Annotated in this window: 25 protein-coding genes and 1 tRNA gene; 16 read left to right on the top strand and 10 right to left on the bottom strand. The window is 63.2% G+C overall.

All coding sequences use genetic code 11. The features are described 5' to 3' along the window. Positions 1-4 precede the first annotated feature (4 nt). Positions 5-2,035 (top strand): autotransporter assembly complex family protein, encoded by a 2,031-nt coding sequence (locus EII23_RS04035; RefSeq protein WP_260424585.1) that lies wholly within the window; start codon positions 5-7, stop codon positions 2,033-2,035. Next, on the top strand, positions 2,035-5,757 hold the full coding sequence (locus EII23_RS04030) for a translocation/assembly module TamB domain-containing protein (RefSeq protein WP_124792100.1): 3,723 nt from the start codon (positions 2,035-2,037) through the stop codon (positions 5,755-5,757). Before EII23_RS04035 ends, EII23_RS04030 begins: the two co-directional genes overlap by 1 nt. On the opposite strand, the gene EII23_RS04025 is transcribed toward EII23_RS04030, so the two are convergent. From EII23_RS04025 to EII23_RS04015, 3 genes are read right to left on the bottom strand one after another with little or no spacing between them, the layout of a single operon-like run. Beyond that, complete coding sequence (locus tag EII23_RS04025) at positions 5,751-6,608, bottom strand: M48 family metallopeptidase (RefSeq protein WP_124792099.1); 858 nt, start codon at positions 6,606-6,608, stop codon at positions 5,751-5,753. The genes EII23_RS04030 and EII23_RS04025 overlap by 7 nt on opposite strands. After that, positions 6,602-7,315 (bottom strand): nicotinate (nicotinamide) nucleotide adenylyltransferase, encoded by a 714-nt coding sequence (gene nadD, locus EII23_RS04020; RefSeq protein ID WP_124792098.1) that lies wholly within the window; start codon positions 7,313-7,315, stop codon positions 6,602-6,604. Before nadD ends, EII23_RS04025 begins: the two co-directional genes overlap by 7 nt. Further along, positions 7,316-8,569 (bottom strand): glutamate-5-semialdehyde dehydrogenase, encoded by a 1,254-nt coding sequence (locus EII23_RS04015; protein ID WP_124792097.1) that lies wholly within the window; start codon positions 8,567-8,569, stop codon positions 7,316-7,318. A 186-nt stretch (positions 8,570-8,755) separates the two neighbouring features. On the opposite strand from EII23_RS04015, the gene EII23_RS04010 reads away from it, so the two are divergent. Genes EII23_RS04010 through EII23_RS04000 form a run of 3 tightly spaced genes read left to right on the top strand, consistent with a single transcriptional unit; the run spans position 8,756 to position 12,082 of the window. Beyond that, positions 8,756-9,502 (top strand): tetratricopeptide repeat protein, encoded by a 747-nt coding sequence (locus EII23_RS04010; protein WP_124792096.1) that lies wholly within the window; start codon positions 8,756-8,758, stop codon positions 9,500-9,502. A gap of 47 nt (positions 9,503-9,549) precedes the next feature. Beyond that, entirely contained in the window at positions 9,550-11,400 is a 1,851-nt protein-coding gene (iorA, locus tag EII23_RS04005; RefSeq protein WP_124792095.1) for an indolepyruvate ferredoxin oxidoreductase subunit alpha, read from the top strand. Positions 11,401-11,458: 58 nt separating this feature from the next. Beyond that, positions 11,459-12,082, top strand: coding sequence for an indolepyruvate oxidoreductase subunit beta (locus EII23_RS04000; RefSeq protein ID WP_409360224.1), 624 nt, complete (start codon positions 11,459-11,461; stop codon positions 12,080-12,082). Between the two features lie 71 nt (positions 12,083-12,153). Here the strand turns inward: EII23_RS04000 and EII23_RS03995 are convergent, their stop codons facing one another. The 5 genes from EII23_RS03995 to EII23_RS03975 form a co-directional block, all read right to left on the bottom strand. Continuing rightward, positions 12,154-13,299 (bottom strand): permease, encoded by a 1,146-nt coding sequence (locus tag EII23_RS03995; RefSeq protein WP_124792094.1) that lies wholly within the window; start codon positions 13,297-13,299, stop codon positions 12,154-12,156. 48 nt (positions 13,300-13,347) lie between these two features. Next, on the bottom strand, positions 13,348-13,713 hold the full coding sequence (locus EII23_RS03990; protein WP_124792164.1) for a helix-turn-helix transcriptional regulator: 366 nt from the start codon (positions 13,711-13,713) through the stop codon (positions 13,348-13,350). A gap of 192 nt (positions 13,714-13,905) precedes the next feature. Next, complete coding sequence (locus EII23_RS03985) at positions 13,906-14,277, bottom strand: helix-turn-helix transcriptional regulator (RefSeq protein ID WP_260424584.1); 372 nt, start codon at positions 14,275-14,277, stop codon at positions 13,906-13,908. Then, the gene (locus tag EII23_RS03980; RefSeq protein WP_124792092.1) at positions 14,258-14,545 is read right to left on the bottom strand and encodes a cytotoxic translational repressor of toxin-antitoxin stability system; all 288 of its coding nucleotides are present in this window, start codon (positions 14,543-14,545) and stop codon (positions 14,258-14,260) included. The genes EII23_RS03985 and EII23_RS03980 overlap by 20 nt, the downstream gene beginning before the upstream one ends. 105 nt (positions 14,546-14,650) lie before the next feature. Continuing rightward, positions 14,651-15,553, bottom strand: a complete 903-nt coding sequence (locus tag EII23_RS03975; RefSeq protein WP_260424583.1) for a hypothetical protein — start codon at positions 15,551-15,553, stop codon at positions 14,651-14,653. A gap of 165 nt (positions 15,554-15,718) precedes the next feature. On the opposite strand from EII23_RS03975, the gene EII23_RS03970 reads away from it, so the two are divergent. Continuing rightward, positions 15,719-15,795: transfer RNA gene (locus tag EII23_RS03970), tRNA-Arg, on the top strand. Positions 15,796-15,968: 173 nt separating this feature from the next. Here EII23_RS03970 and EII23_RS03965 read toward each other — a convergent pair. Both EII23_RS03965 and EII23_RS03960 read right to left on the bottom strand, forming a co-directional pair. Continuing rightward, the gene (locus EII23_RS03965) at positions 15,969-16,304 is read right to left on the bottom strand and encodes a type II toxin-antitoxin system HicB family antitoxin (protein WP_124792091.1); all 336 of its coding nucleotides are present in this window, start codon (positions 16,302-16,304) and stop codon (positions 15,969-15,971) included. Further along, entirely contained in the window at positions 16,301-16,555 is a 255-nt protein-coding gene (locus EII23_RS03960) for a type II toxin-antitoxin system HicA family toxin (protein ID WP_124792090.1), read from the bottom strand. Before EII23_RS03960 ends, EII23_RS03965 begins: the two co-directional genes overlap by 4 nt. A gap of 434 nt (positions 16,556-16,989) precedes the next feature. On the opposite strand from EII23_RS03960, the gene greA reads away from it, so the two are divergent. The 10 genes from greA to EII23_RS03910 all read left to right on the top strand — a co-directional run bounded on the left by greA (position 16,990) and on the right by EII23_RS03910 (position 25,742). Beyond that, positions 16,990-17,484, top strand: a complete 495-nt coding sequence (gene greA, locus EII23_RS03955) for a transcription elongation factor GreA (RefSeq protein WP_124792162.1) — start codon at positions 16,990-16,992, stop codon at positions 17,482-17,484. 142 nt (positions 17,485-17,626) lie between these two features. Continuing rightward, the gene (locus tag EII23_RS03950; RefSeq protein ID WP_124792089.1) at positions 17,627-18,739 is read left to right on the top strand and encodes an AI-2E family transporter; all 1,113 of its coding nucleotides are present in this window, start codon (positions 17,627-17,629) and stop codon (positions 18,737-18,739) included. Beyond that, positions 18,708-19,607: a D-alanyl-D-alanine carboxypeptidase family protein gene (locus tag EII23_RS03945; RefSeq protein WP_260424582.1), complete on the top strand. Its 900-nt coding sequence runs from the start codon at positions 18,708-18,710 to the stop codon at positions 19,605-19,607. Before EII23_RS03950 ends, EII23_RS03945 begins: the two co-directional genes overlap by 32 nt. 200 nt (positions 19,608-19,807) lie before the next feature. Then, positions 19,808-20,602 carry a flagellar hook-basal body protein gene (locus EII23_RS03940; RefSeq protein WP_124792088.1) on the top strand — a complete coding sequence of 265 codons (795 nt, stop codon included), beginning with the start codon at positions 19,808-19,810 and terminating at the stop codon, positions 20,600-20,602. Between the two features lie 74 nt (positions 20,603-20,676). Further along, a complete protein-coding gene (flgG, locus tag EII23_RS03935) occupies positions 20,677-21,462 on the top strand; it encodes a flagellar basal-body rod protein FlgG (protein ID WP_124792087.1) in 786 nt (261 codons plus the stop codon). A gap of 26 nt (positions 21,463-21,488) precedes the next feature. Beyond that, entirely contained in the window at positions 21,489-22,697 is a 1,209-nt protein-coding gene (gene flgA, locus EII23_RS03930; RefSeq protein WP_124792086.1) for a flagellar basal body P-ring formation chaperone FlgA, read from the top strand. A gap of 40 nt (positions 22,698-22,737) precedes the next feature. After that, positions 22,738-23,457 (top strand): flagellar basal body L-ring protein FlgH, encoded by a 720-nt coding sequence (locus EII23_RS03925; protein WP_124792085.1) that lies wholly within the window; start codon positions 22,738-22,740, stop codon positions 23,455-23,457. Between the two features lie 237 nt (positions 23,458-23,694). Further along, positions 23,695-23,967 carry a type II toxin-antitoxin system HicA family toxin gene (locus EII23_RS03920; RefSeq protein WP_260424581.1) on the top strand — a complete coding sequence of 91 codons (273 nt, stop codon included), beginning with the start codon at positions 23,695-23,697 and terminating at the stop codon, positions 23,965-23,967. Positions 23,968-23,969: 2 nt separating this feature from the next. Further along, complete coding sequence (locus EII23_RS03915; protein ID WP_221620361.1) at positions 23,970-24,305, top strand: type II toxin-antitoxin system HicB family antitoxin; 336 nt, start codon at positions 23,970-23,972, stop codon at positions 24,303-24,305. Positions 24,306-24,374: 69 nt separating this feature from the next. Next, positions 24,375-25,742 carry a 4Fe-4S binding protein gene (locus EII23_RS03910; protein WP_124792084.1) on the top strand — a complete coding sequence of 456 codons (1,368 nt, stop codon included), beginning with the start codon at positions 24,375-24,377 and terminating at the stop codon, positions 25,740-25,742. Positions 25,743-25,763 lie beyond the last annotated feature (21 nt).

The raw sequence follows: 25,763 nt of genomic DNA, 5'->3' as shown, positions 1-25,763 counted from the left end.
GCGCATGAGTCCGCATTCTTGCGCAGGCGCGGCGCAAGGCCCCCGGAGCCGCGTGCGCTGCCCGCATTCCACAGCATATGTACTCCTGCTGCGGGGGGTTCTGGCGTGTTTTCTTGCGCTGGCGCTCAGCGGCTGCGGCCTTGCGGGCAAGGGCGGCGCACAGGATGATCCCCGCGCCGCATCCCCTGCCGCGCCGCCTGTTGCAGCGGACGACGGGCAGGGGGATCCCGTGCCCTATGCGGTAGCGATCGAAGCCGGGGGCGGACACAAGGATCTGCTGGAGCAGATGCGCTCTGTCAGCCAGCTCGTCCGCCTGAAGCACGAGCCACCCGACAGTCTGCTGGCTCTGGAGCGTCGGGCGCGGGCTGACGTGGAAACAGCCGTCAGGCTCATGCACTCTCTTTCCTGGTATGACGGCACTGCTTCCTTCCGCATGGACGAAGAAGCCCGCCCCGTGCAGGTGACGCTCGGCCTTGTCCCCGGCGAGCGGTACAGCCTGGGCAGCGCGCATGTTGTGTACGATCCGGCTCCCGCCATCCCTCCGGCTTTTGTCAACCGCACGCGCTCCGCAGGCTTTTGGGGTCTGGACGCCGAACCTGTGCCCCCGCCGTCCTTTCCCGATGTTCTGCCCGGCGTCGCTGTGGGCAGCCCCGTGATTGCCCAGGACATGCTGGCCGCTGTGGAAGCCCTGCTCCAAAGCCTGCAGCGGCAGGGCTATCCCCTGGCTGCCGTTACAGATTCCCGGTACGTCCTGGACCGTGAGTCCCGCACGCTCCATGCCACCGTCTGCATTGATCCCGGCCCTCCGGCCGCGCCGGGGCCGGTGGAGGTGCGCGGCGCAAGGGAGGTGGATCCCGCATACCTGCAAAGGCTGACGCCCTGGGCAACCGGGCGGGAACCGTGGGACGCCGATGCGGTGGAGGATTATGCCGCCCATTTGCGGGCGCTGGGGCTTTTTCGCACGGTGGAGGTCAGGCCGCTGGCGGAAAATCTGGTTCCGGCAGCCGGGGAGGACGGCATTGCCGTGCTGCCGCTGGAGGTGACGGTGGCCGAAGCCCCGTTCCGCTCCGTGGGCGGGAGCGCGCGCTACGATACGGATACGGGCTTTGGCGTGGAAGGTTTCTGGGAGCACCGCAATCTTCTGGGCAGCGGTGAAAAGCTGACTCTGGCCGCGCCGGTGGCCACGCAGGAGCAGGGGCTCAGGGCGGCTTTTGAAAAACCGGCCTTTCTTGTGCGGGACCAGCGCCTGCTGGCAGCGGCCTTTGCCCTGCGGGAAGATACCGAGGCCTACAAAAAGACTGCGGCAGGGGTTTCCACAGACGTGGAGCGCCGCCTTTCCCGCTACTGGTGGGGAAGCCTGGGAGTGAAGGGAGAGAGCGGCTCCATCAGCGATGAGGAGCGCGACACCCAGGCATTCGGCTTTTTCGCTCCACGTCTTGGGCTGCGCAGGGATGCCCGCGACAATACGCTCAATCCCGCCGACGGTTCCGACATCCGGTTGGAGCTTGCCCCGTATGCGGGCATGTACGGCTCTCCGTTCACCGCGCTGGGAGCCACGCTGTCCGCCAGCGGTTACTACGCGCCCCTGCGCAAAGGCGGACGCCCCGACGACAGGCTTGTGCTGGCCGGGAGGGCGGAGGCCGGTGTCATGATGGGCGCTTCCCTGCGAACGCTGCCGGCCGCCATGCGCTACTACAAAGGGGGAGCGGGATCGGTGCGCGGGTACGCCCACCAATCCCTCGGCCCGCGCAACAGCGACGGAGACCCTCTGGGCGGGCGTTCCTTCCAGACGGTGAATCTGGAGGCGCGGTACAAAATCACCGACTCTGTGGGCATTGTGCCCTTTCTGGACGGGGGCATGGTCTACAGGGACGAATTTCCGCGCATTCTCGGCGACATGCGCTGGGGCACGGGCATCGGGCTGCGCTATTACACGCCCATCGGGCCGGTGCGGCTGGACGTGGGCTTTCCCCTCCAGCCCATCGGGGGCGATCCTCCGGCGCAGATCTATATCAGCATAGGGCAGGCATTCTGATGGATCCTTTCCGGCCATCCCTTCTTCCCGATCCGCCGGGGCAGGGCGTACCGCCTCCGGACTCTGCCATATCACGCTCCGGCAGGCGGAGCAGGGCGCGGATTGTTGCCTGGCGCGCGCTGGCTGCCCTGGTGCTCGTGCCGGTGATCCTCGTGGTTCTTGTGCTTGCGGCGCTGCGGCAAGAGGGCGTGCAGGGCTGGCTGGCGGAACGGATCAACGCTGCCCTGGCTGTTCCCGAAGATCGTGCGGACGCGGCGGAGGCTTTGGGCACGGGGGTGCGCATCACGCATCTTTCCGGGCCGCTGCCCTTCGGTATGGCGGCGGGGCTGGAATTTTTCGACGCGCAGGGCGTGTGGCTGCGCCTGCCCGACAGCCGCCTGGAGTGGGACTGGCGCGCCCTGCCTGCGGTTTTGCGGCTGAAGGCGGTGAGCGTCAGCCGTGCGGAACTCCTGCGCCTGCCCCTGACGCCGCCTCCTGCCGGGCAGGCGTCCCCTCCGTTGACCGGGGAGGATATGCGCAATCTGCTGGCCGACATCGAGCGGACAGTGCGCGGGCTGCCCGGCTGGCTGCCGTCGGTGCGGGTGGATCAGGTACAGGTGACGGATGCCCGTTTTCCCCGGAGCGTGCTGGGGGAGGATGCTCCGGGAACAGCCCTGGCCCGTCTGGACCTGCACCTTGTGGCGGACAGGAGCGGCCTTGAGACGCAGTTGCACATCGGGGTGTCCGGTGCCGAAGCACAGCCCCTGCGCCTGGCCGGAGCCGCGTGCGGGGGCATTGAGGCGGAGGTTCGGGCCACTCTGCGCGCAGGCGAGGATTTTGGGCATTCCGGCATGCTGGACATGGCGGTGGCGGCCCGTGTTGACGCCGCGCCGGGGGCATCCCCTTCTGCGGAAAAATCCTCCTTCGGTGTGCTGCAAGCCCCGCTGCATGTGCGCCTGACGGCCAGGGGGCCGCTGGAAATCCCCGAAATCGTGTTCGGCGCGGACTGTGCCGATGCTGTTTGGGCAGGGAAAGCGCTTTCCCGGATCGAGGCGCGGGTGGAAGCCATGCCCCTGCGTTGGCAGGAGATATTTTTTCCCGATCCGGGGCGCAATACGGCGCAGATCCCGCCGGACGCTCCGGACTCCGGGGAGGAAGGGTTGCGGCGTGCCGGTGAAATGTCTGTGGGCGTGAGCCTGCGCGCGCATTTTGACGGGCAGGCCGCAGAGGTTTCGGGCACACTGTTCGCCGCTGCGGGGCACGGCCCCGACGGCCGCGCCCTCCGCGTCGGGTTGCGCGATCTGAAGGCCGCCGTGGCGGGGGTGAGCGCCTCTGGCCAACTTGCCGCGTTCCTGCCTGGCGGGCTGGCACAGCCCTTCCCGCCCCTGTGTGACGGCAGGCTGGATGTGCGCGTGACCAACGGGAACGCCCTTTCTGCTGTGCTGTCCGGTGCGGGGCTGCCCGGTGTGCGGCTGCCCGATGCGCAGGAGGGCGGGGCCAATCTGAGCCTGGTACTGCGGGCAGATGCGGAAAATGCGGCGGGCGCTCCCGGAGCGGCCGCACGGCAGAGCGCGCTTCTTGCCTGGCGTGTGCCCGGCATGGAGTACCGCAAGCCGGGGGCGGAAAACGTCTTTCTGCACGGTTTGGACGGGGAGATTCACCTTGAGGATGCCTTTGGCGCCCAACGCCTGCGGGCGCGCGTTGACCTTGGGCAGGCGGGGCTGGGCTCCGCGCGTCTGAAGGCCGGGCTGCGCGCGCAGGGCGATCTTGCCGGGCCGCTGGATGTGACGCTGGACGTTGCGGGCGCGCTGGCAGCCCGTGTGCAGGCCCGCTGGCAGCCGGGAAGCGTGGAGGTGCGGCAACTGGAGGCAAGCCTTTCCCACCCGAAGGCAAACTCTCGATTGGCGGCAGGCTCTCGATCGGCGGCGGGCTTCCGGCTGGCAGCGGGAACCGTGCTGCGCTACGGTCCCGCGAGCCTGGAGCTTGCGGGGCTGGAGGCTGCTCTGCTGCCCTCGGGGCATTTACGGGGCCGGGCGGTTCTGGACAAAACCCGGCTGGACGCCCAACTGGATCTGGACAATCTGGATCTGACCCTCTGGCGGGCGCTGGTCAGGGAGCTTCCCCAGGGCGCAGCATCCCTGCACGCGCGTCTGACAGGCGCGCCGGACAGGCCCGAAGGCCATGTGCGCGCCGCTGTGCGGGGCTTGCGTCTGCCGGGGAGCGGGCTGAAGCCCGTGGATATTTCTCTCACGGGCACGCTGGAGCGGGAAGGCGGAAACAACGGCGCGCTGGCCGTGCGGCTGGATATGGACCCTGCCGCGATACAGGCTTTGGGCGGCGCGGAATGCCGCGCGCAGGCGCGTATTCCCCTGCTGTTTGCCCCTGACGGTCTGCCCCGTCCGGCATGGGAGCGCCCCCTGCGCGGCTCTGTGCGCTGGAAGGGCGCTGTGGCTCCGTTGTGGAGCCTCCTGCCGGTGGCAGACCAGCGCATGGCGGGGCAACTGGCATTGTCCGTGGATATGGGCGGCACGCTGAAGGCCCCGGAGGCCAGGGGTTTTGTTACGCTGGACAAGGGGCGTTACGAAAATCTGGCGTTGGGCATTCTGCTGCAGGAAGTCGCTGCGCGCCTTGATCTGGATCAGGGGCGCGGCGAGCAGCCCGGCCGCGCTCGCGTGAACTTGCGCGTTGCCGATGGCCGCGGCGGCACGGCCAGCGTCACGGGCTACAGTTTGCTGGACGGTTCGCGCGCGGACGTCAAGGCCGTGATCGACCGGCTGCGCCCCCTGCGGCGGCGCGATGCGCGCATCGAGTTTTCCGGGGAGGCTGCGGTGACGGGCGCTGTGGACGCGCCGGAAGTACGGGGGCGGATCACCGTAAACCAGGGGGCTGTGCTGCTGGAAAATCTGGACGTGGGGGCCAGCATTGCCACACTGCCCGTCAGTGAGGGCGAGGGCGGGGGCGGCAGCAGGCAGACGCCCGCCGTTGCTCCCCGGGCCGATGCCAGGCAGGAAAAGGGCCTGCTGGACGTGCGCCTGGTCATTCCGGGCCGCTTTCTTGTGGAGGGCTATGGTCTTTCCAGCGAATGGCGGGCAGACGTGCGCGTAACGGGCACGCCCGGCCGTCCCCTCATTGCCGGGCAGATTGATGCCGTCCGGGGCAGCCTCGCCTTTCTGGGCAAAAGCTTCAGCCTCGAGCGCGGGGGCATTGCCTTTGGCGGCGGCGCGGCGGACAATCCCCTGCTGGACATCGCGCTTGTGGACAAAAGCCCGTCCCTCATGGCCCGGATACGGATTACGGGCACGGCCCGCAGGCTGAAGCTCGCGCTTTCCAGTGAGCCGGAACTGCCCCGTGACGAAATTTTGGCCCAGATCCTTTTTGGCAAGAACACCAGCGAACTCGGGCGGCTGGAAAATCTGCGTCTGGCTGCGGCCGTGGCGCAACTGGCCGGATTCGGCGCGGGCGGGGGGAGAGACGCTCTCGGCTCCCTGCGCGGGGCATTGGGTATGGACGCGCTGCGCCTCAACTCCGCCTCCGGGGCAAATGACGGGGACATGGCCGCCGGTTCTTCGGTGGAGGCGGGCAAATACCTTGCCGAAGGGCTGTATGCCGGAGTGCAGCAGGGCATGAAGCAGGGCAGCACGGCCTTTGTGCTCCAGTGGGAGATAACGCCCCGCGCCATGCTGGAACTGCGCACGGAGCAGGGCGGCACCAAGGCCGGCATCAACTGGAAGCGCGATTACTGATCGTTTTCTTTCCCTTCCGGCATGCCGTCCGCGCCCTTTTGGGCCAGAGCTTCCATGGCCTTCAGGGCATCGGCTTGCCGGGGGTCTTCCTTCAGGGCGTGTCGTGCGGCTTCCCGGGCTTCTGCGGGCCGTCCCCAGCGCAGGTACATTCCGGCCATTTTGCCGTAGGTGGACGGATGCCCGCCGAAAGTGCGCAGCACGGCCCGGTAGGCCTGTTCCGCCCGTTCGTACTCGCCGAGTTCCGTCCAGGCGGCAATGGCCCCGGCATGGGCGGTGGCTTCGCGCGGGTGGGCCTTTATGGCTTTTTCGTACATCAGGGCTGCGTCTTCCTGAAGTCCGGCGGCGGAAAATATCTGCGCCAGTTGGAGAAAAATGCCGTCCTCGGCGGAAAATTCGTCGGCAACCCGCAGCAGAAAAGCCCGCCCCCTGGCCATCTGCCCCGCAGACAGGGATTCCAGAGCATTGGCGAGCAGGGATTTTTTCCGCTCCAGATTTTCCCGGATTTTTCCTTCCACATTGTTTTCCGCCTCATTGCGGAAAATTTTCGCCAGTCCGTCCAGAACAGTGGCCAGGGGCAGTTCCTTGCCCTGTTCCAGTGCAAGGCTTTTGGGATTTTCCGCGTTTTCCGGGGCCAGCAGCGCCCGCATGCGGGGGTGGCGCACCAGATCGGCAAGGAAGGTGTTGATGTCGGCACGGAGGCCGTCTCTGGCGGCGCGCCGCAGCCTGATCCCGGCAAGGCGGCGCAGGGCTTCGCTCATGCAGGCCAGGGCGCGCTCCGGCTCGTCACGGTGCAGATGCCCCACAGCGCGGGCAACGTTTTCGCGAATGTCCTTGGGGGCTGTGGTCAGCATGTTTCTCCGTCCCCTTGCCAGCACGCGCGCACGGTGGCCTCCTGTTCCCGCAGCAGGGCCAGAGCCTCGCGCGGCACAAGAAAATCCACGTTGCGGCCCTGCATCCAGCGTTGCCTGATGCGGGAGGCGCTCACTTCCAGCCAGGGGACGGGCAGAAAATGGACAGGATGCCCGAAAGGCGGAAGCAGGCTGCACGCGGAAAAGGGCGGCGGCGCGCATTCTTTTGCTTCCGGCCAGAGCGCGCGGGCCGTGCGCAGAAAGTCCTGCCGGGTCTGGCCATCGCGGGGAGCCACCAGCAAATGGCAGAGAGAGGGCAGTTCTGGGCCGTGCCGCCAGGCAGGCAGCAGGGCAAAGTCCGGGCTGCCGAGAAGAAAAAAGAGGCTTTCCTCCGGGTTGGCTTGGCGGTAGTCCTGCAAGGTATCCCAGGTATAGGAAGGGCCGGGGCGTTCGCCCTCCAGACGGTTGCAGCGTATGCGGGGCAGGGCGTGCAGGCAGGCTTCCAGCAGGGCCGCGCGCAGGTCAAAGGGCAGCATGCCCGTCAGGCTTTTGTGGGGAGGCGTGGCGCAGGGCACCATATCCAGGCCGTGCACGTATTCTCCCAACGCCTCGCAGACTTCGATGGCCAGCCGCAAGTGCCCCGTGTGCGGCGGGTTGAAGCTGCCGCCCAGGATGGCCCGTCCCGGCCGGGGGGCATTGCGGCCCGGCATTTATTGGCGCACCTGCCCCTGACCGAGCACCACGAACTTGGTGGTGGTCAGTTCTTCCACCCCCATGGGGCCGTAGGCATGGAGCTTGGAGGTGGAAATGCCGATTTCCGCGCCCAATCCCAGTTGCCCCCCGTCATTGAAACGGCTGGACGCGTTGACCGCCACCAGAGAGGCATCGGCCTCGCGCAGAAAGCGCATGGCATGGGCGTGGTTGTTGGTGCAGATGACTTCCGTATGGTTGGAGCCGTGGCGGGCGATATGGTCCAGGGCCGCGTCCAGAGTATCCACAACGCAGACGGCGAGCACCAGCGCGTGAAACTCCTGCCCCAGGTCTTCCGGGCGCTGGGGCACTGCCGTTGCGCCCAGCAGGGGCAGGGAGCGGGGGCAGGCCCGGAATTCCACTCCCGCAGCGCCGAGCTTCTCGCCCACGCGGGGGAGAAAGGCGGGGGCGCAGTCCTTGTGCACCAGCAGGCATTCCAGAGCGTTGCACACGCCGGGGCGCTGCACCTTGCCGTTGAAGACGATTTCCAGAGCCTGGTCAGGATCCGCATCGGCATCCACAAAGGCGTGGCAGACGCCCTTGTAATGCTTGAGCACGGGGACGGTGGCCGCCTCGGTCACCGCGCGCACCAGTCCCTCGCCGCCGCGCGGAATGACCACATCCACAAAACGGTCCATGCGGCAAAGGTGGGTGACAGCCTCGTGGCCGGGCACGGACACCAGCTGCGCGGCATCGGTGGGCAGTCCGGAACGTTCCAGGGCCAGGCGCAGCACGCGGATCAGTTCTGTATTGGAGCGCAGGGCCTCGCTGCCGCCGCGCAGGATAACGGCATTGCCCGCCTTGATGCAGAGGATGGCCGCTTCAATGGTGACGTTGGGGCGGGCTTCATAAATCATGGCAATGACGCCCAGGGGAATGCGCATGCGGCCCACCAGCAGGCCGTTGGGCTGCTGCCACTGGCGTTCGGTGGCGCCCACGGGGTCGGGAAGCTGGGCCACGTAGCGGCATGCGGCGCGCATTTCTTCAAGAACCGTGGGAGTCAGCGTCAGGCGGTTCAGCCGGGGCGCGTCCTGCCCGGCGGCGCGGGCCGCAGACACGTCCAGGGTATTGGCGTCCAGAATTTCCCGCGCGTTTTCCTGCAACAGCACATCCAGGTTTTGCAGGGCGCGAACCTTGGCATCGGGGTGGATGCGGGCCATGATCCGGGCTGCCTCTTTGGCCTGTGCGCCCATGCGCGTCATGGTGTCGGTCATTGCGGCTCCTTGTGTGCAGCGGCTTGCGGGATATTTGCTTTGACAGGGGCGGCGCTTCTTTCTATGCTGCATATTTGCGCCCGGAATTGCCGTTCGCGCGGACTGCCGTGACGGACTGTCGGCGGACTGGCGTGGCGGTTCGGGGGCGCCTTCCCACGGTCATTATGCTCCAAGGAGTTTTGATACATGAATCCGCAAAAGAATCAAGGCGAGGCCAATCCGTCCCTGTTGCGCGACCTGCAGGCGGAAGTCAGCGCGGAAAGCGCGCCCCTGCTGCAGTTCATTCTCCGCAATGCCGGGGTGATCGCCGCTGTGGTTGTGGTGTTTCTGCTGGTGCTGGTGGGCATGGGCGGCTGGCAGTGGTACAGCTCTTCCCGCAGCAGCCGTGACCATGAGGAACTGGCGCGCATTCTCCTGCAAAAGCAGGGAGCGGAGCAGGTCAGGGCTCTGGAGCGTCTGGCGGAAGACGCGTCCGACGGGGCGCGCTTTGCCGTGAATCTGGCTCTGGGCAAAAGCGCGGTGGAAAGCGGGGAGCATGCTGTGGCTGCTGCTGCGTATGCGCGGGCCGCCCGGATGGATCGGGGCGCTCTGGGGCAGGCTGCCGCTCTGGAGGAGGCCGGTGCTCTGCTGGCCGCCGGAAAGGCCGCCGATGCCCTGGAAATGCTGCAAACGCTGCGCGCCTCCCTGCCGCCGGAGGTTCGCGCTCCCCATCTGACGCAGACCCTCGCCGAGGCTGCCCTTGCTGCGGGCAGGCCCGAACAGGCAGCCGAACTGTATCTTGAACTGGCCAACGAAAGCCAGGGCCTCCATGCCGGATATTTTCGCGCCCGCGCCGCCCGGATTTCGTCCGGCGGGACGGCAGGCGCGGCGCAGAGCCCTGACGTTGCCCCCGCGTCCGGAGCGGGAGCGGGAGCGGGGTCGGCAGGAAAATAGGCTTTCATCCGTCGGAAACCCGCGGGGGCGGGCTTCAAGGAGGCAGTATGAGCGAAAATCCCCTGTTGAACGGCGCTCGCGGTGAGCGCCATCTTCTGCTGGGCAACGAGGCCATTGTGCGCGGAGCTCTTGAGGCGGGCGTGCACATGGTCTGCTGTTATCCGGGTACTCCTTCCTCCGAGGTTCCCGACACCTTTCGTCACATTGGCGGCGAAGGCCGCTACACGCTGGAATATTCCGTCAACGAGAAAGTGGCGCTGGAGGTGGCTGCCGGGGCTGCCCTGGGCGGGGCATTGAGCCTTGTGACCATGAAGCACGTGGGCCTCAACGTGGCGGCGGATCCCTTGTTCACAGCGGTGTACACGGGTCTGCCGGGCGGCATGGTGGTGCTCACGGCCGACGATCCGGGCTGTCATTCCAGCCAGAACGAGCAGGACAACCGTTTTTACGCGCGGTTCGCCATGTTGCCCTGTTTTGAGCCGGTTTCGGCCCAGGAGGCCAAAGATATGACGCGCGAGGCATTTTTGGTGGCGCGCGGTCTGCAACAGCCGGTGATGCTGCGCACCACGACGCGCGTCAACCATCTGCGGGGGCCGGTGGACTTCGGGGATATTCCGGAGCCGCAACCTCTGGTGGAGTTCCGGCGCGATCCCGGCCGTTTTGTGCCGGTGCCCGCCGTGGCCCGCGCGCGGCATGCGGCCCTGAAGGGCATTCTGGAAAAAGCGCGGGAAATTGCGGAAAAAAGCCCCTTCAACACGGTGCGTGAATCCGGCGAAGGCGCGCGCATGGGCGTTATTGCCAGCGGCGTGGCCCGCAACTATCTGGCCGATGCGCTGGAAGGCAACGGCTGGCGGGAGCGCGTGCGGGTGCTGGAACTGGGCATGACCTGGCCTCTGCCCACGACATTGCTGGAGAATTTTTTGCGCGGCTGCGACAGTGTGCTGGTGCTCGAAGAAGGCGAGCCCTTGCTGGAGCAGGACGTGCGCGCTCTGGTTCAGGAGCGGGGTCTTGCAACAGACATCCACGGCAAGGACGCGCAGTTGACAGAGCAGGGCGAATATTCTGTGGCGCAGGTCAGGTGCCGTCTGGCGGACTGGCTGGGCGAGAGCGCGCCTGCTGTGGAAAGCCCTGGGGTGGACGCGAACCTGCCGGGACGGCCGCCCAATCTCTGCGCGGGCTGCTCGCACCGTGCCGTGTACTATGCGGCGCGTCAGGTCTTTGGCGACGATGCCTGGTATTCCAGCGATATCGGCTGCTATACTCTGGGGTTGCTGCCGCCCCTGCGCACGGCGGACTTTCTGTTCTGCATGGGGTCGTCCATCTCCGGCGGCAGCGGCTTTGCCCGCGCCACGGGCAGGACGACAGTGGGTTTTGTTGGAGATTCCACCTTTTTCCATTCCGGCATGACCGGTCTGGCCAACGCCGTTTTCAACAAGCACAACATCATTCTGGTCATTCTGGACAACGGCACCACGGCCATGACCGGGCACCAGCCCAATCCCGGCATGGTGCAGGACGTGCTCGGCTCCATGAGCCGCCATCTGGACATTGAGGCCATTGTCCGCGGGCTGGGGGTGGAAAAGTGCGTCAAGGTGCGCGCGTTCAACCTCAAAGCCGTAACCGCGGCGCTGGAAGACATGAAGGCCGCTGACGGCGTGCGGGTGCTCATTGCCGAGGAGCCGTGCGTGCTGTACGCCCGCCGCCAGCTCAAAAAATCCCGGCTTCAGGTGGCCGAGGTCGCGCAGCAGGGCGCGGAAGCCCTGCGCTGCCTTGAGCAACTGGCCTGTCCGGCTTTTGTTCGCCGTGGCGACGATCTGGCAGTGGACGCGACCCTGTGCACGGGCTGCATGGTCTGTTTGCAGGTTGCGCCAACGGCCTTCAGGGCGCGGAAGCGGTAACGTCTTTGAACACGGCGCGGCTCCGGCATGCGGGCGCGCGTTGTCGCAGGATGGTGGCATGATGGAAAAAGCAGGTGGCCGGGAAAGGATGCGAATTTTCTTTACGGGCGTGGGCGGGCAGGGAACCCTGACCGCCACCAACCTTCTGGCGCGGACAGCCCTGGATGCCGGTGTGGATGTGGTGGCCGGCGAGGTGCACGGCATGGCCCAGCGTGGCGGCGTTGTGGAGTCGGTCATGCTTTTGGGCGGCTGGCGCTCGCCCCGGCTGGATCTGGGCGAGGCTGACATCCTCTTGGGCTTTGAACCGTTGGAAACTCTGCGCGGGCTGCCCTATCTGCGCCACGGCGGCGCTGTTTTTTCCAGCAGTGACCCTCTGCCGCCCTTGAGCGTTGCTCTGGGCAAGGCCGCCTATCCGCCCCTGGAAGTGATTGAGGAAAAGGTACGCGCCAGAGCCGGGCGCTGCCTCTTTGTGCCCTGCCGGGAGATGGGAGCCAGAGCCGGTTCCGTGCAGAGCGGCAATACCGTGCTTTTGAGCGTGGCCTGTGCGTCCGGGGTGTTGCCCTTTGGCGTGGACGCGCTGGAGGCCGCCATCAGAAAATTTTTGCCCGCCAGGCTTCAGGAGGTCAATCTCAAGGCCCTGGCTCTGGGCAGGGAACTGGTGGAGCATTCCGACGTCGGTTAACATTTCTCCTTGGCATGGAGACGCTCCCAGCCTGCAAAAAAGCTTTGTGGCTGTCGCACAGGGTTGGTAGCTTACAGAATATGGGGGCCGATGGCATTGAACAAGAAGCCCACGAAAGTCAGCATGACCCACAGATAGACGAGGAAAGCCGCTTGCAGTTTGCCCGCCATGATCTGCCGGAGCATCATGAATTCCGGTATGCTGGCAACTGTTGCTCCCATGCAGAAAGCCAGGGTGGTGCCCACGGGAAGCCCCTTGAGCAGCAGGCTTTCCATAACTGGAATGATGCCCGTTACGTTGGAATACAGGGGTATTGATACCATCACGGCGGAAGGGACTGTCCACCACTGGGTTGCCGAAAAATTTTCCGCAAACCAGTCCTGCGGAACAAAACCGTGCAGGGCAGCGCCTATTCCAACTCCCGCAACAACCCATTGCCAGACCCGCGCAAAAATCATGGCTGCTTCGCCGGATGCAAAGGCATGCCGCTGCCGGACAGTGAGCTTCCCCCCGGATTTCGCCACAATCCTGCGCACCGGAACGCTTTGCGCGGCCTCCCGCACAAAAGGCTGCAACCAGCGATCAGCCTTGATGCCGTCCATGTACGCGCCACCCACCATTCCTGCCGCCATGCCCGTGACCACATATATTGCGGTGAACTTCCAGCCGAGCACCCCCCACAGCATCACCACCGCAAGTTCGTTGATCAGCGGTGAGGTGATGAGAAAGGCCATTGTGATGCCCACGGGAATCCGGGCGGTGACAAAACCGAGAAACAGGGGAATGCTTGAGCAGGAGCAGAACGGGGTGACAGCGCCGAAAGCGGAACCGAGAAAATAGCCGAAGCCCCGTCTTTTCCCCGCCAGAAAATCGCGCACTTTTTCCACGTTGAGGGAGGCGCGCATCCAGGCAATAGCATAGATGAGGCCTGCCAGCAGAAGAAGGATTTTTGCTGTATCGTACACAAAAAATTCCACGGCTGCGCCAAGGCGCGAGCCGGGGGCAAGGCCGAGCGCACCGAAGGTCAGCCAGTGAGCGGCCTGCGGCAGATGTGCGAAGACCAGCCACCAGAGGGCGGCCAAGGCTACGACGGCACTGCCGTAGCGGAGATTCCACGCCAGAGTATCAGCAGTTGAAGTCGGGGCAGGCGGGCGTGGAGGAGCGCAGCAGGCGCAGGCAGAGGGCTTGAGCAGAGAATTTTTTTTGTTTGTGCGCATTGTTCTGATTGTAGTTGAAATATTGAATTTTTGAAGTAAAAAGCATTACTATCCGCCTGCGGCAGTGCGTTCGGGCAGAATGCCGGGGGCCACAGTGCTCGCCTTTCTGAAAGCTTGGCACTGTGCAGGATTGCCGGAGCAGCACTCCGCAGTCAGGTAGGCGATAATGTCCAACATGAGCGGGATGCTGGCCTTGTAGCGCATGAAGCGCCCCTCGCGCTCAACGTTCACAAGTCCGCTTTGCACAATGTTTTTCAGGTGAAAAGACAGGTTTGTGGAGGGGACGCCCAACTGCTTGGCAATATCCCCGGCCACAAGGCCGTCAGGCGCGTTTTTGACGAGCAGTCGGAACAGATCCAGCCGTACGTCCGACGAGAGTGCTTCAAAGATTTTGCTGGCTCGCCTGCTTTCCATATAATGACATTTCAACATTATTTGCTTTGTGTCAAGAAACCTGCTACCCACCAGATTTTTTTGAAAAAAAGTTGCCGCGCGGACTGCCATAGCCTCCCTGCATCGGCAGGGGGAGTTCGGCCTTGTTTCGCGGTGGCAAAATACAAAGCTTGCGCATGAGCGGGGACAGTAGCGTGCTGGTCAAAAACGCCGCTACACCGACAACAGGAGGCGCGGGTCAATGCGCAGCACGTCCGCCAACTTTCGGGCATTGGCCTTGCCGATGGGGCGCTTGCCGTTCTCCATTTCGGAGATATGGCGGCGGGGGACACCGGAACGTTGGGCAAGCTCAGCTTGAGTCATGCCTTCGCGATGGCGGAAACCGGACAGATAGGCTCCGGGAAAAGACAAGTCCTTGAAGGCTTCGGACTCACGCCACGAAATCGCACTGTCATTCTGATTTTCCACGGGGAGGTGCCCGGCTTCCACAAAGCCAAGAGAGCGCATGGCCTGCAAAGCCTCTTCCCGCATGGCCACAGGGCCGGAAAAGGTCATCTGCACAGCCTCAATAGGGTGCTTTTTCATGTGTCCCTGCATACGTCACCTCCACAAGGCGAATGCCGGTTTCACGTTCTTCCCACACGGCCACATAGGTAGGCTGTCCCTTTTTCAGATGGCAATGATGCCGATTGGAGCCAAGCTTGCTGTAATTGGGCCAGTCGCCGCGCACCGGCCCCTGAATTTCCATCTGCTTCATCAGCGCAGCCAGATTTGCGCGAACCGTTTTGGGAAGTTTGGCCGCCCCCCTGCTTGCTTTTTTGGACAAGCGCACATGCCACAAATTTTCTGCCATACTGGCCTCGCACGCTGAATATACCAATTTTTAGTGCAAAGTCAAGTTGCGGGTGTTCGTGCGCACTTTCAGCATTGGCATGGGCATGCTCCCGCTTTGCATACGTTATGGCCTGCGGGCGGCAGAGTGCCTGTGCCAGACGTTCTGCCACGGCCCGCCGTGCGCCATGCCGGGAACTTCTTCGCAGCTTTGGGCCTGCCCTGCGGCCCGGCAGAACGCCGCGCTGATTTCCGGCGGCATGACGGCATCTGCGCGGCTGCTCATGTGCCGTTGCGGCATATGCCGCAGTGCGGGAGCCACGCTGATGGGGTTGAGAGAGCCTGCAAGAGGGCTGATGCCCTGAAGGCGTGTCCAGGCATCAGTGTCAAGCATGCCCGCAACGGTTCCCAGAAAAACGACATCCCGCCGCTGCGCCGCCAGCAGCGCCGCAGCCCCTCCGCCGCCGGAAAACCCGGTCAGCAACACATGCCGCGCCCCGCAGGCATCCCTGGCCTGGGTGATGGCCGCGTCAAGGGCGGTGATCACCTCCTGCCCCAGCCGGGCCGAAGTCCAGTAGCGTTGCGCGCAGTGCCGTCTGTCCTTGCCCTGCACATACTGGCAGGGCCGCGCCAGATACAGCACCGGATCCGGCCCCGGATCAAGGGCTGCCAGACGCAGCGCCACAGGGTTGTGCGGCGTGGGATCGCCGGAAGGCCGGGTGCGCGATTCCCAGGCATGCCCATCGCCTTCAATATAGACGCGCAGCACGTCGGGCCGGGCGGAAGAGCCGGGGCGGTACAGGCCGTACAAAACAAAGGGCTGCGCCACAAAAAGGCGTTCGGCAAAGCCGTGCTGCTGCGCGAAGGTGAGCGCCGCCTGCCGGGGGGAGGCACAGGCCGACAAGACGCACAGGACCCATACTGCCGTTGCCGCCAGAAAATACGGGCGCAACGCGCTGCGGCCCTTGCCGCGCGGGGGCTGCGCGCACGGGGACGCAGATGTTCCGGAAAGGTGCGGTGAGTATGTCATGGCAGGCAGTCTGCCTGTGGCTGTGGCCTTTGGCAAGTTGTGGTCTTGCGGCACTCCCGAGGCAATCTTCGTTCTGGCCAAGGCACTTGCGCGAAAACGGGGGCTCGCCGTCTTGACGCCGGAGGGCGCGAAAACATATAGTCTTTTCTTGCGTCACGCAGGCAAGCGTCCGTAGCTCAGTTGGATAGAGCAGAAGCCTTCTAAGCTTCAGGCCGGGGGTTCGATCCCTCCCGGACGCGCCACAAATCAAGCGCAGAATCAGGCACTTGCTGGATACCCGGCAGTGCCTTTACTTTTGGGCACATATTTTTGGGCACATGGCCCTGTCCGTTTGGGATTTTTTTCGCCTTGACCGGGCAGCACCGAGGAAAAATGAAAGCAGGCCGGGCATGGACAGCTTGCCCGGTCTTTCCGTTCATTCCGCCAGCGCCTGACGAACGGCATCGCTGATAAACGAATTGAGAGACGTCCCTTCCGCAGCAGCCGCCACCATGGCACGGTGATAGACCTCAGGAGGCAGCCGCAAGGCGAATTTTCCCTGCGGTTTCCTGACCGGCACGCCGTCCTCTGCACACATGCGCAGGAAGACATCAAGCGAGGCTTTGCCTTCCCGTTTCAGGCTTTCGGTGTCTTTCGCGTAAAAGTCCGCTCCGCCGTTCAGTCCGACAAATTCTCCCCGGAACATTTCGATTTCCGGGTCATATGCGATGACGGCCTGATAGCCACCGTCAAAGTCCATGACATTTTTCATGGCCGTACTCCATTTTCTTCCAACCATTTGCGGATACTGACCACGGCCCCTTTATCGGTATCCGGAGAGGGGTGGGGCCTGTGGAATACTCGCCGATCGTTGAAAAGCCGGACGCACAAACGTGACCCTTCGGCCTCTGTTATTTTTGCGCCGAGGGCTGTCAGCAAAGCCTCAATGTCCGCCCAGCGGATATTGCCACTGACAGGGCGTTGAAAAACAAGATACAAGGTTTTCTTGTGTTTGGCGTTCACGAAAAAATGATATCATTTTGTGATATTAAGTCAAGGAAAAGGCCCTTCTTCGGGAGCGGCCAGTTTTCATTGCGTTTGCCTGCCCGGGGACAAAAAATTGTCTGGCGGTATGAAAATGCCTTGGGCAGGCTAGCGAGCGGTCTGCCCCGGCTGTCAAGCTTCTGCGCGCTTGACCCTTTCTCCGTGAGCGGCTATAGTTTTCAAAAGAACGCCATCCTTGCCGGAGAGGTTTCTCTCTTCGGCCTTTTTCGCGCGAACCCGCCCCGAGGATACTCCGCTGCCAGGGCAGCGGTGCTTTTTTATTCGCGCAGCGTTCTTTTCTGGTCTTCACGGCCGCCGCGCGAACGCGCGCAAAAGCACAAAAAACACGCTGCTCCCAACGAGCTGCCCTGCCTGTAAAAAACACAGACCACAAGGATTTTTTCATGACAGAACTGACAAACATTCCCATTTCCGTTCAGGGCTACCGCAAGCTGGAAGAAGAACTTGCCCGCCTGAAAAGTGAGCGCCCCGTCATCATCCAGGCCATCAAGGAGGCCAGGGAAGAGGGCGATTTGAGCGAAAACGCCGGATACGATGCCGCGCGCGAACGTCAGGGCATGACCGAGGCGCGCATCAATTATATCGAATCACGCATGGCCCGCTATCAGGTTGTGGACTTGGATACCCTCAGCGGCGACAAGGTAACCTTTGGCGCAACGGTGGAAGTAGAGGATGTGGACAGCGGAGAAAAGAAATCCTTCACCATCCTCGGGCCGGACGAGGCGGATCCCGCCAAGGGCTCCATCTCTTTTCTTTCGCCTGTGGGGCAGGCTCTTTTGTCCCGCTCCGAAGGGGATGAAGTCAGCGTGGACATTCCGCGCGGGCGCGTCACCTACGAAGTGACCGCTGTGCATTTTCACGGCACCAGGGGGATGCAACAGGAGTGACGCAAAGGCGCGGGCCGCGCCGGAAGCAACGCCCCGGATCAGGCGCGTACTTGGCTGCCGCCCGATTCTCTGCTATCAGTTTTGCCGTCGGCGTTGGATCATGCCGCATCGGGCGGCAGTACAAAACCACCAAGGTTCCCTCATGACATTGTCCCTGCCGCGCCTGCTCTACCTGCTGACTGCCGTTGCATGGGCCTTGTTGCTCTGGCCCCAGCCTACAACCATTTTTATGGCTGCCTGTCTGTCCTGCCTTACCCTGCCCCAGTACCGGGCACTGCAAAAAAAGGCGCGCTGCTGGCGTTTTGGCCTGGCGCGCAGGCTGCCGCCCTCGCGCCGCAGGAATTTTCTGCAGGGTGTGACCGGCATTGTGCCACTGGGCGGCTACCTTCTGATGCTGCTTTCCTGCATGGCCATTCCCACAGCCATTCTGGTGCTGCTGGTTTCTCCGCAGGCGGCGGCAGGCTTTGCCCGCCTGCGTGAACTTCAGGCCAACAAGTTTCAGCTGCCGCCCGAGTGGGTAGCCAACATCCAGGTCTGGCGGGACCAGATTGCCGCCTATCCCCGCCTGGACAAAATGCTCAACGATTTTCTGCACAAGCTGGAAAGCCTGCTCGGCGACACCGTGAGCATTCTGCTCACGCGGAGCATGGATTTTCTGGGTGGCACCATGACTGTGCTCTGGACAGCCCTTCTCTTTTTCAGCCTGACGGTGCTTTTTACCCTCTATTCCCGCACCATCCGCAAGGTTGCCCGCAGAATACTGCACATTCCCGGCGATATGCTGCAACGCTTCGTTCTCGCCATCCACAAGGCCCTGCGGGGCGTCATGCTGGGCATTGTGCTGGTGGCCCTTGCCCAGGGCATCCTCTGCGGTCTGGCCTTTGCCGTGGCCGGGATACGCCAACCCGCCTTCTGGGGAATGCTGGCCACATTTGTGGCCCCCATCCCCGCGGTGGGTACGGCTCTTGTCTGGGGGCCGCTCTGCCTTTCTCTCTGGTTCACCGGCAGCACCATGGCAGCCATCGGCCTGGCTTTGTGGGGCATAGTGGTTGTCGCGGGGGTAGACAATATTCTCCGTCCCCTCTTTCTGCGTCAGGGCATCAAGGCACCCTTCTTTGTTCTGATCATCGCCATCCTCTGCGGCTTGGCCAGTTTCGGTCCGGTGGGCCTTGTGGTCGGCCCCGTGCTGCTGGTTCTTGCCATGCAGGCTGTTGAAGAGGCTGATGCCCTCCATGCACACGTCCGCCAAGCCTGATTTTGACCAGACCGTCGTTCGCACGCCGGTTTTTGCCCGCCTCTTTCTGTTGCTCGCGCTCTGGTGCATCCTTGCCGTACCGGCCGCTCCGGAGGCCCGCCCCGCCGTCAATGCCCGTGCGGCCATTGTGGTCAATATGGACACGGGCAAGGTGCTCTTTGCCAAAAATCCCGACTTGTCCATTCCCCCGGCTTCACTGACCAAGGTCATGACCATGTTTTTGACCATGGACATGGTGCGCAAAAAAAAAATCAGGCTGAAGGACAAGGTGAGGATCACTTCCTCCGTGGCGGCGGTGGGCGGCTCCACCATGCGGCTTCAGGCGGGTGAGCGGGTGAGCGTCAAGGATCTGCTCACCGGAGCCGCCGTGGCCTCGGGCAATGATGCGGCCACGGCTCTGGCCCGCGCTGTTGGCGGCAACGACCGCCGCTTTGTGCAGACCATGAATCAGAAGGCCCGGACCCTGGGCATGAAGCGCACAGTTTTCAAAAATCCCACGGGCCTGCCCGCCGCCGGGCAAAAAACCTCCGCCCGCGACATGGCGGCTCTTGCCCGGGCCTATCTGGCGGCGCACCCCACCGCGCTTTCCTTTCATTCCACCAAGGCCTTTACCCACAGGGGCCGCCTCATGCCCAACACCAACATGCTTCTGCGCACTGTGGCGGGCGTCAACGGCCTCAAAACCGGCTGGACCATCGCCTCGGGCTACAACATCATTGTCACCGCCCGGCGCGGCAATGTCCGCCTGCTGGCCGTGGTGCTGGGCAGCCCCAGCCGCAGTATACGCGACGACACGGCCAGGCATCTCCTCGAAAAAGCCTTCACTCCTCCCAAGCCCCTCAAAAAAAGCCGACAGCCAAAATCCTGACCCGCGCAGACTTGTGTTTGCTTCTGTGTTCCAGCCATGCGAGCCGGGCAGAGCAGAATTTTACCCCGCATACCGCATCCCCCTGACTCCTCCTTTTTTCATTTCTGACTGTTGGCGCGCTCCTTGCATAAAACTCCGCACAGCCCTTGGGCCATACCGCGCGGCAAAATTGCCGGAGCGGACAACAGAAGGAGCCTCATATGCAGGCAGGCATGTTCAGCGGACTTTTCGGCGCACTGACCACAGAGCACAGGATGAATTTCATCGCCAACAATTTGGCGAATGCCAGTACCAGAGGCTACAAGAGGGACGTGTTGGCCTTCAAGGACACCATGATCACCTATGCCTTTGACGAGATCCGGGAGCCGCTTCTGCACCTGCGGTCAGACCCGCTCTTTCCCGAGCCGAAAAATGCGGCCCGCCCGCGCGTGGCTGTTTCGCGCATCGATTTCGCCCAAGGGTCGCTGCAATATTCCGGCAACGACCTGGATGTGGCCATTACCGGAGAAAACGCCTTTTTCCGCGTCAACACACCTACCGGCCCCTACCTCACGCGCAACGGCGCCTTTGTGGTCAACGGCGACGGCGTGCTCATGACTCCCCAGGGCTATCAGGTGCAGGGGCTGGGCGGAAATATTGTCATTCCTCCCGGTACGCGGCATGTGCAGATCAGCAGGGACGGACAGGTGCTGGCGGACAATGCCGTCATCGAGCAGATCGCCCTTGTCAGCGTGGATAATCCGCAAAATCTCGAAAAAATGGGCAACAATCTCTACCGGCCCCGTCCCACGGCGCAGGTGGAGGAAGGTGATGCCTATCTGCTTGGGGCGCGGTTGGAGCAGGGTTTTACCGAAGCGGCCAATGTGGAGGTGGTGCCCGAAATGGTCAACATGATCGAGGTGCACCGCCAGTTTGAAGCCTACCAGAAAGTCATGCAGACGTCAGACACGCTGGACCGCGCCGCCACGGAAAAAGTGGGCCGCCGCATAGGCTAGCTGGCTGACCAGACACGCGCACAGACGCGCCGCAGGGCCGGTGCTGAACCGGCAGAGCACAAGGAGTTTCCCCCATGATGCGTTCCCTTTGGACGGGCGCCACAGGCATGATCGCCCAGCAACTGAACATTGACGTTATCTCCAACAACCTGGCCAACGTGAACACCACGGGCTTCAAAAAAAGCCGGGCAGAGTTCGAGGATCTCATGTACCAGACCATGCGCATGGCCGGTTCCATTGTGGAGGGCGACAACCGCCTGCCTGTGGGCATTCAGGTGGGCATGGGCACACGCCCCACAGCGGTGCACAAGTTCTACACGCAAGGCGACTTTCAGAACACCGGCAATGCGCTGGACGTTGCCGTTGAAGGCGACGGGTTCTTTCAGGTGGACGTGAACGGGGAGCTCATGTACACCCGCGCGGGCGCATTCAAGCTCAATCAGGAAGGAACGGTCGTCACGGCCAACGGATACATCCTGCAGCCGGAATTTTCCGTCCCGCCGGAAACCAAAACCGTCTCCATCTCCTCCTCCGGGCACATCGCCGCCCTGGACGCCCAGGGCCAGGAACTGGCCGGAGCGGAAATCCCCTTGTACACCTTTATCAACCCCGCCGGTCTGGACGCGCGCGGGCGCAATCTGTTCACCCCCAGCGAAGCTTCGGGCGAAGCCATTGAGGGTGTGCCCGGCACAGAAAACGTGGGTACCCTGGCCCAGGGCTTTCTGGAAATGTCCAACGTGGAAGTGGTGGACGAAATGGTGAACATGATCGTTGGCCAGCGCGCCTATGAGGTCAACTCCAAGTCCATCCAGACTTCGGACTCCATGCTGGGCATAGCCGTGCAGCTCAAGCGCAGCTAGAAAACACTTTTTTGCGGACGACAACCATGCGGATTGCCGGGGTTATACAGACATTGTTGCGCGGGGGCGTGGGGCTTCTCTGCCTGCCGGGGCTCATCCTTTGCGGCGTCACGGCGCAGGGCGCGGCTCTGGGGGGCGTGCCCGCCGCCGTCTGGCAGGACAATGACCGCAGTCACCGCCGCTCGCCAAGCCAGATCAAAACACAGATATCCGCTCCCCAGTCCCGGAGCCTGCCTCTGGAGGCTGATGCGCAAAGTCCCCGAGCAGCCAGGGTGCGCGGCCAACTGGCGGCCAACAGTACTCCCCTGGCACGGGAAGGGCAGTTGGACATGCTGGGGCAGAGCGACTGGCGGCTCAAAATCCTGCCAGCTGCAGTAACGCATACCGACATGGTGCTCCTCGGCGATATCGCCTTGCCCTTGGGGCATATGGACCAGCAGGTGTGGGAGCAGTTGCGCGCGCAACCGCTTTGGGCATCTCCCCCTGACGAGGGAAAACCCTCGCAGATCAACCGTTCGCGCCTTTCCCAGGCTCTGTGGCAGGCGCTGGGCAAGGACATGGCCGGGCGCTGCATCCTGCCTTCATCCCTGACCATTCAGCGCGGGGGGTTGATTTTTCGGGAGGATGATCTGCGCGCCTACGTTGTCAAAAGCCTGACCCCGCTTCTGGCGGCCATGCCTGGCGAAGCGGAACTCACGGATTTTCGCCTGCCGGAATACATTTTTCTTGCCCATTCCCGGCAAAAAATACAGTTGGAGGCGGGCAAACTGACTCCGGGCCGCGTTGTTCTGCGCTTTGCCGTGCAGGAGGCAGACGGAACCGTTCTGCGGCGCGTGGCGGGCACAACCAGCCTTGTGCTCTGGATCACGGTTCCGGCAGCGGCCCGCCCCATGAACAAGGGCGACGCCCTCACCGCCCAGTCCGTCACCTTTTTGCGGGTCAACGCAGGCCGTCTGCAGGAAGTGCCCTGGGACGGCAGGGGCGGCCCCTGGAAGCTCGCCCGCAGTCTGAATACGGGCGAGCCCATTGTTCAGAGCGATCTGGTCAGCCAGCTTATGGTCAACCGTGGGGACATCGTTACCCTTGTTTTTGCCAAAGGCAATCTGCGCATCACCGCCCAGGCCCAGGTCATGGCCGACGGCGAACCGGGAGCCAGAGTGCCCGTGCGCAACCTGCAAACCAAAAAACAGGTCTACGCCACCGTCAGGGACGGCAGCACCGTGGAAGTCCGCTGAGCCCGCGCAACGGGCACAGCCTGTACCCAAGGAGAGGAATATGCACACACGTTATCTTGCACCCCTGCTGGCGCTTTTGCTTCTGGCCTGCTCCGCCTGCGGAGGCAGCCCGCACAGACGGCCCGCCATCCACCCGCCGGTGACGCCCGCGCAGGAATACCGGCAGGATGTCAATGGGGCCAACAATCCCGGCTCGCTTTTCGCGGCCAGCGAGGAGGACACCCTCTTTTCCGACAGCCGCGCCCGCCGCGTGGGCGATATTGTGGTGGTCAAACTGGTGGAAAACACCAAGGCCCAGAACAAGGCCGAAACCACAGCCAGCAAGAACGCGGGCAATGACTACGAGGTGGCGGCCCTGTTCGGCAAGAGCAAGGTGGGCTTTTTGCCCTTCACCAACCTGGGGCCGCAGGCCTCCATCGGCCTGCCCATACTTGATACCAACTCCAGAAGCTCCCACAAGGGCACAGGCAAGACCAAGCGCGAGAATTATGTGACCACATCCCTGGCGGCGCGCGTTATCCGCGTTCTGCCGGGCGGCCTGCTGGAAATCGAGGGCGCGCGGGAAATCCGCGTCAATTCCGAAACCGAATACATGGTGGTGCGCGGCATGGTCCGTTCGCGGGACGTGAGCGCGGACAATACCGTGCTCTCCACACAGCTTGCCGATGCCAGCATCGAATATTACGGCAAGGGCGTTCTGGCCGACAAGCAGAAGCCCGGCTGGTTCACGCGCCTGATGGACAATATCTGGCCGTTCTAGCCGCAGAGCGCCAACGCTCACCCTCCATTCAATCTTGAAGCTGGAGGGGTTGCCACGGGCCGTGCGGGGACGCAGCCGAACAAGGTTTCTTTCCCATGAATGGGCATACGTTTCGCGTATGCCCATTTTTTCGCCCTGTTCCGGGCGGGGCTTCTGGTGCGGCGGGGCTGTGCAAGGAACGGCAGTCGACACGACTATTCTCTTGCTATTCGCACCAAAAAATGACACTGTTTGTCCATGAGTTTGAGCCGGAAACACGATGCCACCCTGCGGGCTCTCTTCAGACGTCCGGTCAGCGGTACCATCCGCTGGAAAGATGTTGAAGCTCTTTTTGTGGCACTTGGAGCAGATATTGAAGAACGGGCAGGCTCGCGTGTGGCAGTCGTCTTTCCCGGTCACATGCCTGCCGTCTTCCACCGGCCACACCCATCACCCATGACGGACAAGGGCGCTGTGAGTACGATCCGGCAATGGCTTGAGCGTTTGGGGCACACGCCTGGCAGGGGGTAACAATGGCGACAATGGAGTACAAGGGGTTTGTGGCACAGATCGACTATGACGCGGATGTGGACAGCTTTTGCGGCTGCGTTGTCAACATGTCCAGCCCTGTAACTTTTTATGGCAAGACAACGGCGGAACTGCGGCAGGAGTTTGCCCGCTCTGTGGACATATGGTTTGAAGTTTGCCGGGAGCGGGGTATAGAACCGGAAAAACCTTACTCCGGGCGACTGACCGTGCGCATGACGCCGGAAATTCATCGCATGATCGCTGCGGCTGCCGCAGTTTCCGGAAAAAGTCTCAATACCTGGGCTGTGGACGCACTGAAAGACAGCGCAACGCACGTCTAGTGTCTTGCCTTCACTATCCACACGGCTGAAGCTCTGGCATCGGCCACCTGTGCCCCCACGAACGCCGTTATGCAGAACACCGGATTTTTCCGCTACCTCAACCATACGTTCAGCCTGCGGCAGGCGCTGGGCTGGACTGGCGCAAGCCTGCTGCTTGCTCTGCTGGGAGCGCACTTTTTCCGTGCTTCCGAGTATGGGCTTGTGGTCTGCTGTTGCGGCGTGCTTCTGCTGCATTGCGGGCATGCGCGGTGGAAGTGGTATGCGGTCAGTTTTTTCCTGTTCTGGGGGGCCGTCCAATGGGGTTCCACAGCTTTTTTTCTGGCGCAGGCGCGCATGCAGGCCGGGCTTCCCTGGTTTCGCGCCGCGCTCATCGTGTGGAGCGTTGCCGGCATCACCTGCCTGGGGGCCATTGCCCTGTATGGCAGCCAGAGCCACGCCGGAAAAGAAGACCCTCTGGCGCGGCTGAAAGGCATGGTTTTCTTTTGTTCCTTCTGGGTTGTGCACTCCCTGGCCAGTCTTTCCCCCGTGCCCCTGTTGCTGCTCGAACGCTTTTTCCCGCGCTGGGGAGAGGCGCAGATCATCCCCCTCGCCTGGTACGGCGTTTTTGTGCTGACCCTGCTTCTTGACCCGAAGCGCAGCCGCAGAGGGAGAAAACTGGTCTGGACATTTTTTTCGTGCGTATTTTTTGGGCAGCTGATCCTTGGTCTGCTGGGTATGGAAAAGCTGCTCATGACCGGAAATCTGCACATTCCCGTGCCGGGATTCATCGTTTTTGGCCCTGCTTTTCGCGGCACGCCCGGCATGATGCTCGCGCTGGCCCTTGCTGCGGCGCTGCTCGTGGGCAGCGCATGGTGCAGCATGCTATGCTACTTCGGGCCGCTGGATGCCGCCGCAGCGGGGAGCAGGCCCGTCAGGCCGCTGCCGCCCCTCCTGCGCCGGGCGGCACGCCACGGCAGGTTGCTGGTGTTGGCTCTGGGGGCAGCGGTGGCGCTGACTCTGCGCATGGCAGAGCTGCCTCTGGAAGCTGCCTTGGCGGCCTCCGTGCTTTTTGTGGGCGCAAGCCTGCTCTGCATGGCCCTGCTTTCCCGAAAATACGGCGGTATGGAGCACTGCACCGCATTCTGCCCCATGGGCATTGTGGTCAGCACGCTGGGAAAGCTTTCGCCGTGGCGCATTCGCGTGGCGCCGGAAAAATGCGACAACTGCGGCGCGTGCGAGAATGTCTGCCGGTACAGGGCCATTTCTGCAACAAGCCGGGTACAGGGCAAAACAGATTTTGGCTGCTCTTTGTGCATGGACTGCATTGCGGTCTGCAAGAACAAGGCTCTTGCCCTGCGCGCTGTGGGCCTGCCCCTTTCCGCCGCAACGGCCAGAAGTATTTTTGTGTTGCTGCTGGTGGTCGTGCACATCGTCTTTCTGGCTTTCGCGCGGGTGTGAGGGGCGTACGGATGCTGCGGC

Source organism: Desulfovibrio sp. OH1186_COT-070 (assembly GCF_003860215.1).
Taxonomy (GTDB): domain Bacteria; phylum Desulfobacterota; class Desulfovibrionia; order Desulfovibrionales; family Desulfovibrionaceae; genus Desulfovibrio.
Note: the sequence above shows the minus strand (reverse complement) of the source record. Positions and strands in the feature narration are given on the sequence as shown.